The sequence below is a fragment of the Roseateles sp. P5_E11 genome (assembly GCF_054049355.1).
Genome location: NZ_JBFUMO010000186.1, coordinates 1 through 10028, shown reverse-complemented (window position 1 = coordinate 10028; position 10028 = coordinate 1). Strand labels below are relative to the sequence as shown.

Genomic DNA, 10028 nt, shown 5'->3' with positions numbered 1-10028 from the left:
GCCTGGGATTGGCGTTCTTCGTGTTGCTGGCGCTGATGCTGGCGATGGCCTTTGTCGGCACGTTGCTGGCGAAGTCGATCAACTACTACGCCGAGTACTACCCCGAGAACATCCTGCCGTCGCTGCGCATCATTCACCAGATCGACGGTGCGATCTCCGACGCGCGGAGGTACGAGCAGCAGCACATCCTGACGGACGACGACAAGCAGAAGAAGGAACTCTCTGGCCAGATCGTCAAGGCGCGTGACGACGTCCGCCAGCGGTTGAAGGACTATGAGCTGCTGGCCGCCGACGACGAGGATCGTGGGCTGCTGAAGACGGTGCGCGAGGGCGCCGAGGCCTATTTCGCGGGCCAGGAAAAAGTCCTCAAGGCTTCAGAGGAGAGTGCCGCCGACCCGACCCAGGGCACGGCAGCCCGGGAGATGAATGGGGCCGCCCGCACCGTCTTCCTGCCGCTGCGCCAGAACGTCGGCAAATGGTGGGACTACAACGAGAAGCTGGCCGGCGTGACGACCGCTTCCGCCGAGAGTGCCTACCGCCGCGTGCTGTGGATCTTCGGCATCGCATCGCTCGTGGCCCTGGTCATCGGCGTGTTGGCGGCCCTGTCCATCACCCGTTCCATCACCGGCCCCGTGCAGCGCGCTTCCGACGCAGTCAAGGCCGTGGCGGCCGGCGACTTGACGCAGCGCCTGCACAGCAGCTCGCGCGATGAGCTCGGCCAGCTGCTGACCATGCTGGACGAGATGACGCAGAACCTGGCGCGAATGGTGTCGGGCGTGCGCCTGGGCTGCGACCAGCTCAGCGTTGCAGCGGCCGAGATCGCCCAGGGCAATGCCGACCTGTCGGCGCGCACCGAGAGCCAGGCCTCCAGCCTCGAGCAGACGGCCGCCTCCGTCGAGCAGATGGCCGCGCAGATCAAGGCCAATGCCGACAACGCACGCCAGGCCGACCAGCTCGCCAACCATGCCTCCGAAGTGGCCGGCGCCGGTGGCACCGCTGTCGGTGAGGTCGTCACGACGATGGACGCGATCTCGACCTCCAGCCGCAAGATCTCCGACATCATCGGCACCATCGATGGCATCGCCTTCCAGACCAATATCCTCGCGCTGAACGCGGCGGTCGAGGCGGCGCGGGCGGGCGAGCAGGGCCGCGGCTTTGCCGTCGTGGCCGGCGAGGTGCGCCTGCTGGCCCAGCGCAGCGCCGAGGCGGCCAAGGAGATCAAAAGCCTCATTGGTGACAGTGTCAGCAAGGTCGAGAGCGGCAGCGCCCAGGTGCTGGCCGCGCGCGAAACCATCGGCCAGATGGTCAACGAGGTGCGCAAGGTGACCGACCTCGTCGGCGAGATCACCGTCTCCAGCCGAGAGCAGAGCGAAGGCGTGGGCCAGATCAACGCGGCCGTCAGCCAGCTCGACCAGGCCACGCAGCAGAACGCGGCCCTGGTGGAGCAGACGGCGGCCGCGGCCGAGAGCATGCGCATGCAGACGGCCAAGCTGGCCGAGGCGGTGGCGGCCTTCCGCGTGGATGCGGGCGCTGCGGCGCCAGGGCCACGCGGCACGCCCAAGCCGGCAGCGCGGTCTGCCATGGCGCCTCGCGCTGCGACTCCCAAACCTGCACCGCGCCCTGCGGCTCAAGCCAGGCCCGCGCCGGTCACTGCGGCGCCCAAGCCAGCCCCCGCGCCCAGCCAGGCCGAGGGCGATTGGGAGACTTTCTAGAACAGGCCGGCGAGCCGCTGCACCGCGGCCTCGCTCTGGGCCCGGTCGGGGCGCAGGTCGTCATTGCCGAAGTCGTGCTCACCCATGGCCGCGACCAGCAGGCCGTCACGGCGCGGCAGCACGACGAGGTTCTGGCCGCGATAGATCAGCGCGTAGTCCACCTCGGGCTGTGGAATGAGTCGAGCCGTCTGGCCGCGCACCGGTGTCATGCTGGTGTCTCCCAGCAGCTTGCGCGCACCGTCGCCCGTGCAGTTGACGATGACGCGCTCGGGCAGGCGGGCAAAGTCGCGCGGCTGCCGGAACTCGCGCTGCACCAGTTCGCCGCCGTCGCGGGCGAAATCGTCCAGCAGCAGGCGCTGGTAGGCCGGGACGTTGAAAATGAGTTGCGTGAAGCGGCGTGCGTGCGGTTTGCGAAAAGGATGCTCCGCGGCCGAGAGCGCCTTGCCCTGCGGGCGCAGGTCGGCGATGCGCGACGACAGCTCCGGATAGTCGGGCTCGCCGATGTGGCCGGGCAGGGCCTGATCGAAATCCTCGTCGGCGACGACATAGCCGTCATGCCATTCGACGGGGCCGGAGGGCAGGCCGAGATAGCTCTGGTGCACCTTGAACGAGGCACGCGCCATGGCTTCCCAATCGRCCGTCCAGGCCTCGCTGGCGTGTTCGCTGGTGACGATGCGCGAGTCCGGCGTCCACAGCCCGGTGGCCGCTGAGGAGTGCACGCGGGGTGGCCGGTCCTTGGCGTAGAGCCTGACCTTGTAGCCGGCCTGCTGGGCGGTGCGCGCCGTCGTCAGGCCGATGGCGCCGCAGCCGATGACGGCGATGCGCTCACCCGGGCGACCGCCGCGCGACTGGATCAGCGCCAGCGCGCGCTGGGCCGAACCCCAGGACAGTGACCAGCCGCTGCCGCCGTGGCCGTAGTGGTGGACGACGGTCTTGTCGAAGCGTCTCTCGACCTCGATGCGCGGCCCCTGGGCGCGAAAAGGGCGGATGCCGACGGCGATGTCGACGATGCGGTCCACGCTGGCGCGCATCACAGCCGGCGCCGCTGGGGCTGCGAAGTCCAGCGCAAAGGCGGGCCAGGACAGGGCGGCGCTGCCGGCCGCAAGCAGATGACGGCGTTGCACGGTCAGAAAGCCTGGCGGGCCAGCGACTTGCGGATCAGCGCCGCATCGCGCAGGCGATTGGCCGAGCCGTCGGCGTCCAGTAGCACCACGGTCACCGGGCGCTTGCCGTTCAGGATGCGCATGGCCAGGCAGCGGCCAGCTTCCTCGGTATAGCCGGTCTTGGAGACGCGGATGTTCCAGCCCTTGGCGCCGACCAGCCGGTTGGTGTTGCGCACGTCGCGCTGGCGGCCGTCGACCGGCACCTTGGCCTTCTTGACGCTGGTGATGCGCTCGATCTCGCCGTAGCGCGCCGCCGCTGCCGTGATGGCCGCCATCTCGGTGGCGGTCGAGGTATTGGCCGGCGACAGCCCGGTCGGGTCGGTGATGGCCGTGCGCTTCAGGCCGAGCGCGCGGATCTTGGCCTGCATGGCCTTCTCGAAGCCGGCCTCCCCGCCGGGAAAGGTGCGCGCCAGTGCCGCGGCGGCGCGGTTCTCGGACTCCATCAGCGCCAGCTCCAGCGCGGCCTGCCGGCTCATCTGCGTGCCGACGCGAACCCGCGAGCGGCTGTGCTTGAGCGTGTCGACGTCGTCGCTCGTGATACGCAGCTTCTCGTTCGGGTCCAGCTTGGCGTCGAGCACGACCATGGCCGTCAGCAGCTTGGTCAGCGAGGCGATCGGCACGACGGTGTCGGCGTCACGGGCCATCAGCACCTTGCCGGTGGCGTCGTCGATGACGACGACGTGCTTGGCATTGACGGGCAGGCGCAGTTGTTGAACCGGCGGCGCCTCGGCCTCGATGGCCACGGGGCTGGGCGGCGGCTCGACCGGCTCACGGCCCTTGGCCTGCACGACGAAGCTGGTCGCGGCGATCAGCAGCGCCGGCAGGGCCAGCTTCCAGCCCGTGGCCTGGGGGCGCGGCGCGAGCAGGCGCTCGATGCGGGCAAGCAGGTCGCCGCCGCGAGCGGCGAGCGCAGGAGAGGGAGTCATATCGGAGGAGTCCATTTCAGAAAGGGCGTGCAGGGCCAGGGCCAGGCGGCGTGAATCACCGAGCAGCTCGGCCGAGATCTCGTCGGCCACCAGCTCGCGCTCATGACGCATGCGAGCCGACAGCCACCAGACGACGGGGTGAAAGAAGAGCAGGGCCTCGACGGCGCTCTGCAGCAGGTTGGCCGCGTAGTCCCAGCGCCGCACATGAGCCAGCTCGTGCGCCAGCAGGGCTTCGATCAGGTCCACCGGGAGGCGGGTGAGCAGGGCGGCAGGCAGCAGCACGCAGGGCCTGAACATGCCCAGTGCGATGGGGCCGGCCAGGTCGGGCAGCAGGCGCAGCGGGACGGGTCGCTTGAGGCCCAGGCGTCGGGCGAGGCCGTCCAGCCGCGCCTGCCATTCGGCCGGTGCCGGCATGCTGCGCCGCCGCGCACGGCCGACCCAGGCCAGGCCCAGGGCCAACCTCGCCAGCATCAGCGCCGTGCCCAGGGCCCAGGCGCTGACCAGGGCCGGCATCTGCTCAGCAAGCGGCGGCAGCTCGCCGATGAATTCGGCGTCGGCGGGTGCGAGGTCCAGGCACTGGGCCAGCGGCAGGCCCAGGCAAAGCCCCAGGCCGGCCGCGCAGACGGCATAGCGCCAGCGTGCCGATGCGCCGCGCATCAGCGCCAGCAGCAGGGCCACGGCGGCGCCGACGACGACGCCCTGCCAGACGAAGTTCACGAGGGCCCAGCCCCAGGCAATCATGGCGATGTCCAGGCTCATCAGGCTTCATCTCCCTTCCCGGCCAGCAACTGGCGGATCTCCGCGCGTTCCTTGGCACTGACGTGGTTCTTCAGGGCCGCGAGCACCAAGGCCTTGCCAGAGCCGGCAAAGGCCTTGCTGATGAAGTCCTTCACCAGGGACTGCTGCAGCTTGTCCTGGGCATGCACGGGGGCGTAGAGCTGCGGGCGCTGGCTCTCGTCGCGGGTCAGCAGGCCCTTGCCGTGCATCACCTGCAGCTGGCGCAGTACGGTGGCATAGGTGGCGTCGGGCCGCTCGGGCAGCAGGGCCTCGTGCACGGCCTTCGCATCGGCGGGGCCCAGGCGCCAGAGCACGCGCAGCAGGTCCAGCTCGGCCGCCGTTGGCTTGGAGGAAGGGGTTCGACTCATGGGTTCAGAATAAACGTTCTAGAACGCGATGTCTAGAACATTTGTTCTGAACTTCCCACCGGGCCGAGCGAGGGGCTCTACCTTGCGTCCAGCTCGCGGTGGCGCTTCAGCACATGGCCGTGGTGGCTGAACTGGCGCGCCAGCATCTCGACGAGATACACGGAGCGGTGCTGGCCACCGGTACAGCCAATGGCCACGGTCAGGTAGCTGCGCTGGTCGGCCGCGAAATTGGGCAGCCAGCGCGACAGGAAGCCGGCGATCTGGCCCATCATCAGGCCGACCTCGGGCTGGGCTGCGAGATAAGCCGCCACCGGCGCATCGCGGCCGTTGAGCGGGCGCAGCTCCCGGTCGTAATAGGGATTGGGCAGCACGCGCACGTCGAAGACGAAGTCCGCGTCGCTGGGCACGCCATGCTTGAAGGCGAAGCTCTCGAAAACCAGGGTGAGCTTGGCGCCGACATGCGGGCCGACCAGATCACCGAGCCAGGCACGCAACTGCGCCGGGCGCAGCTGGCTGGTATCGATGACGGTGKACTCGGCCTTGAGCCCGCCGAGCAGTTCGCGCTCCAGCTTGATGGCGTCCAGCAACAGGCGGTGGCTGTCATCGGCCGCGCCTTCCAGCGCGCCGAAGCCGGTGTCGCGGTCCTCGCGCAGCGGGTGAGGCCGGCGTGTCTCGGAGAAGCGCCGCATCAGCGCCTCGTTGTTGGCGTCCAGGAAGATGGAGCGCACCGGCACGCCGGTGGCTCGCAGGTCCTTGAGCAGCGGCAGCATCAGCGGCAGCGAACTCGCCGAGCGCACGTCCACCGCGATGGCGACACGTCGTTCACCGCGTTGCTGCTCCAGGCGCAGGAAGTCCAGCAGCAGCTCCGCGGGCAGGTTGTCCACGCAGAAATAGCCGGCGTCTTCCAGCGCATGCATGGCCACCGACTTGCCGCCGCCGGACATGCCGGTCAGCAGCACGACGTCGCCGTGCAGATCCGTGTCCATGCTCATGACCGGGCCTTGCGCGGCTTGATCGCCGTGGACGCGTCCAGCATCTCCTGCGCATGCGCCAGGCTGGTGGACGACAGGCGCTCGCCGCCCAACATGCGGGCGATCTCGGCCACGCGGGCCTCGCCGGCCACGGGGCTGACGGAGCTGACGGTGCTCGTGCCTTGCAAGGCCTTGGCGACGACGAGATGACGGTCTGCGCACGCGGCCACCTGGGGCAGGTGGGTGACGGCCAGCACCTGGCGCTGGCCGGTTGCCGAATGGCCGAGCTGCTTCATCAGCCGGCCCACGGTCTCGGCGACGGCGCCACCGATGCCGACGTCGATTTCGTCAAAGATCAAGGTGCCGGGCGCGTTGTCGGTTGCGGCCTGGCTGGCCGTCACCGCAATGGCCAGCGCGATGCGCGACAGCTCGCCGCCCGAGGCCACCTTGGCGAGCGGCCGCGGCGTGCTGCCGGCATGGCCGGCGACGAGGAATTCGGCGAATTCGACGCCAAAGCTCTGCGGGCCGTCGGTGGGGTTCAGGGCGATGTCGAACTGGCCGCCCGCCATGCCGAGCTGCTGCATCGCCGCCGTGACGGCGGACGCCAGCTGCGGCGCCGCCTTCTTGCGCGCACGGCTGGCGGCCTGGGCCTCGGCGTCGAAGGCCTGGCGCGCGGCGGCAAGGGCCGCCTCGAGCAGGGTGGGGTCGCTGGCGGCGTCAAGCTGGGCCAGCTCGGTGCGCCATTGCGCGAGCAGGGCCGGCAGCTCGTGAGGCTGGCGGCGGTAGCGGCGCGCCAGCGTCATCCAGGCCGACACGCGCTCGTCCAGCTCGGCCAGGCGGCTGGGGTCGAGATCGGCCTTGTGCAGATAGGCCGACAGCGTGTGGCTGGCGTCCTGCAGCTGGGCCTGCACGTCGCGCAGGGCCTGCACGGCGGGCAGCAGGCGGGCGTCGTGGTCGAGCACGCGTTCGAGCTGGTCCAGCGCGCCGCCGGCAAGGGACTGGGCGCTGGGCTCGGCCTCGTCCAGCGCATCCAGCGCCGACTTGGCCGCGTCGATGAGGGACTGGCCGTGCGACAGGCGCCCGTGCTCGGCGTTCAGCTCCTCCCACTCGTCCTCGGCGGGCGCCAGGCCGTCCAGCTCGCCGATCTGCCAGGCCAGCCGCTCGCGCTCGCGCAGTGCGTCGGCCTGCTGACCCWGGGCCTTTTGCAGCGCCTCGACGGCTTGCTTCCATGCGGCGTGGGCGCGGCCCAGCGGCACAGTGTCCAGCCCCGCGAAGCCATCCAGCAGCTCGCGCACGGCGGCGGGGCGGGTCAGGCCCTGCCAGGCATGCTGGCCGTGGATGTCGAGCAGATGGTCGGCCAGTTCGCGCAGCTGCGTCAGCGTGGCGGCGCCGCCGTTGATCCAGGCGCGGCTTTTTCCCGCGGCGTCGATGACGYGGCGCAGCAGCAGCGTGTCATCGGTGTCGAAACCGGCCTCGTCCAGCCAGGCGCGCAGATGCGCCGGCGTGTCGAACTCGGCGGTGATCTCGGCTTTGGCCGCACCTTCGCGCACCACGCCGGCGTCACCGCGGCCGCCCAGGGCCAACTGCAGCGCGTCGATCAGGATGGACTTGCCAGCGCCGGTTTCGCCGGTCAGCACGGCGAAGCCGGGCTCGAAGTCGAGCTCCAGCGCAGGGACGATGACGAAATCCTTCAGGCTCAGGTGCCGCAGCATGGGTCAGGCTCTAAACATACCAACGCAGTTTGCGTCGCAGGGTCGCGTAATAGCTCCAGCCCTTGGGGTGGAGGAAGCGGACTTGGTGCTGGCTGCGCCGCACGGTGATGGTGTCGCCGTGCAGCAGGCTCGCGAGGCTTTGCATGTCGAAATTCACCGAGGCATCGCGGCCGGCGACGATCTCCAGGCGCACCTCGCCCAGGTCAGGCAGCACGATGGGCCGGTTGGACAGGGTGTGGGGCGCGATGGGCACGATCAGCCAGCCGGCGATGCCGGGGTGCAGGATGGGCCCGCCGGCCGACAGCGCATAGGCCGTGGAACCGGTAGGCGAGGCCACGATGAGGCCGTCGGCGCGCATGTTGGCGACGAACTGCTCGCCGACCTCGATCTTCAGCTCCACCATGCCGGAGCTGCCGCCGCGGCTCACGACCACGTCATTGAGTGCCAGGCCGGAGAAGATGGATTCGCCGTCGCGCCAGACCGCGCCTTCCAGCATCGCCCGCGGCTCGACTTCGTAGTCGCCTGCCAGTACTGGCGCCAATGACTCGCGCCAGCGTTCGATGGGAATGTCCGTGATGAAGCCCAGCCGCCCCTGGTTGATGCCCACCAGCGGAATGCCGTGGCGGGCCATGTCCCGTGCGAAGCCGAGCATCGTGCCGTCACCGCCGATGACCACCGCCAAGTCGCATTGCCGGCCCAGCTCGTCGTTGGACAGCGCTTCATAGCCCGTCAGGCCGGTGTTGAGCGCGGTGTCCGCTTCCAGCGAGACATCCAAGCCCTGGCTGCACAAAAATTGGGCAATCTCCTCCAGCACCGGCCCGATGCCAGGCGCTTGATGCTTGCCCACGATGGCGACATGTCTGAAGCGCTCGGCCATGCGGCAAATTACACCACAGGGGTATCGCCTCTCTCTGCAGGAAAAGGGGTGTCCATAGAATGCGGGCATGCTCGACGAGCGATCTAAATCCCTGCTGAAAACCCTGGTCGAACGCTATATCGCGGACGGGCAGCCGGTCGGCTCGCGCACGCTGTCCAAGGCCTCGGGCCTGGAACTCAGCCCGGCGACCATCCGCAATGTGATGGCCGACCTCGAAGACCTCGGCCTCATCGCCAGCCCCCACACCAGCGCCGGCCGCATCCCCACGGCGCGCGGCTACCGCCTGTTCGTCGACACCATGCTGACGGCCCAGCCCGGTCTCATTGGCGTGGATGCCGCCCGGCTGCAGCCCGACCAGCCCCAGCGCGTCATCGCCAGCGCGGCGCTGATGCTGTCCAACCTGTCCAGCTTTGTGGGTGTGGTCACGTCGCCGAAGAAGGCCAGCGTCTTCCACCACATCGAGTTCCTGCGCCTGGGCGAGCGCCGCGTGCTCGTCATCCTCGTTGCACCCGATGGCGACGTGCAGAACCGCGTCATCTTCACCGCACAGGACCTCAGCCAGTCCGAGCTTGCCGAAGCCAGCAACCGCCTGAATGCCAACTACGCCGGCCTCACGCTCGAAGCCGTGCGCGAGCGCCTGCGTCATGAGGTGGACGAGTTGCGCGGCGAGATCGCCGGGCTGATGAGCGCGGCGGTGCAGGTCGGTACCGAGGCCATGGTGCAGGAGCAGGAGCAGGTCGTCGTCTCCGGCGAGCGCAACCTGCTGGCCGTGCAGGACTTCAGCCACGACATGGGCAGCCTGCGCCGCCTGTTCGACCTCTTCGAGCAGAAGACGCAACTGATGCGCCTGCTCGACACGTCGAGCCGCGCCGAGGGCGTGCGCATCTACATCGGCGGCGAAAGCCAGGTCGTGCCCTATGAGGAACTGTCCATCGTCAGCGCGCCCTACGAGGTCGACGGCCAGGTGGTGGGCACGCTGGGCGTCATCGGCCCGACGCGCATGGCCTACGACCGCATGATCCAGATCGTCGACATCACGTCGCGGATGGTGGGGCAGGCGCTGTCTCAGCGTTGATGCGACGTCAGCTCAGGGCCTGACTAGAATCCGCGCCTCCTCCCCGGGGGCCGTTAGCTCAGTTGGTCAGAGCAGAGGACTCATAATCCTTTGGTCATTGGTTCAAGTCCAATACGGCCTACCAATATCCATCGGGGTTCTCTCGATGTTTGGGGTGGCGGGATGCCATCCTAGAAATGAAAAAGTAGGCGCAGCGTAGGCGGCGTGCACTGGTTATCTGCTGACCATCGATCACGCGGCTTCGCCAGCAGTCCTCGCGCGCGCTGGCCCTGTGGCTGTCTTGCTTGGGGCATGCGCCTACGGCGTGTTGATGGATCTGCTGGGCGATGCGCGTAGCTTGGCGGCGCGGGCGGCCGCTTGCGGCTGCCAGCGCGCCGCAGGCGCGCCTCGCCCTGTTCCTGTTCCTGTTCCTGTTCCTGTTCCTGTTCCTGTTCCTGTTCCTGTTCC

Annotated in this window: 7 protein-coding genes, 1 tRNA gene and 1 pseudogene; 3 read left to right on the top strand and 6 right to left on the bottom strand. The window is 69.1% G+C overall.

The features are described 5' to 3' along the window. Positions 1-1358: pseudogene (locus ACXJKR_RS15285) on the top strand (methyl-accepting chemotaxis protein); the annotation flags it as partial. 350 nt (positions 1359-1708) lie between these two features. Here ACXJKR_RS15285 and ACXJKR_RS15280 read toward each other — a convergent pair. The 6 genes from ACXJKR_RS15280 to ACXJKR_RS15255 form a co-directional block, all read right to left on the bottom strand. Beyond that, positions 1709-2836, bottom strand: coding sequence for an FAD-dependent oxidoreductase (locus ACXJKR_RS15280; RefSeq protein WP_457323546.1), 1128 nt, complete (start codon positions 2834-2836; stop codon positions 1709-1711). 2 nt (positions 2837-2838) lie between these two features. Further along, positions 2839-4560 (bottom strand): M56 family metallopeptidase, encoded by a 1722-nt coding sequence (locus tag ACXJKR_RS15275; protein ID WP_457323545.1) that lies wholly within the window; start codon positions 4558-4560, stop codon positions 2839-2841. After that, positions 4560-4946, bottom strand: a complete 387-nt coding sequence (locus ACXJKR_RS15270) for a BlaI/MecI/CopY family transcriptional regulator (protein WP_457323544.1) — start codon at positions 4944-4946, stop codon at positions 4560-4562. Before ACXJKR_RS15270 ends, ACXJKR_RS15275 begins: the two co-directional genes overlap by 1 nt. Positions 4947-5023: 77 nt before the next feature. Beyond that, positions 5024-5938 carry an RNase adapter RapZ gene (gene rapZ / locus ACXJKR_RS15265; protein ID WP_457323543.1) on the bottom strand — a complete coding sequence of 305 codons (915 nt, stop codon included), beginning with the start codon at positions 5936-5938 and terminating at the stop codon, positions 5024-5026. Then, a complete protein-coding gene (gene recN / locus ACXJKR_RS15260; protein ID WP_457323542.1) occupies positions 5935-7629 on the bottom strand; it encodes a DNA repair protein RecN in 1695 nt (564 codons plus the stop codon). Before recN ends, rapZ begins: the two co-directional genes overlap by 4 nt. A gap of 10 nt (positions 7630-7639) precedes the next feature. Then, on the bottom strand, positions 7640-8506 hold the full coding sequence (locus tag ACXJKR_RS15255) for an NAD kinase (protein ID WP_056193829.1): 867 nt from the start codon (positions 8504-8506) through the stop codon (positions 7640-7642). Between the two features lie 67 nt (positions 8507-8573). Between ACXJKR_RS15255 and hrcA the strand changes: the two genes are divergently transcribed. Further along, positions 8574-9581 (top strand): heat-inducible transcriptional repressor HrcA, encoded by a 1008-nt coding sequence (gene hrcA, locus ACXJKR_RS15250; RefSeq protein ID WP_457323541.1) that lies wholly within the window; start codon positions 8574-8576, stop codon positions 9579-9581. 47 nt (positions 9582-9628) lie between these two features. Further along, positions 9629-9705 (top strand) — tRNA-Ile (locus tag ACXJKR_RS15245). The last annotated feature ends 323 nt before the right edge of the window (positions 9706-10028 follow it).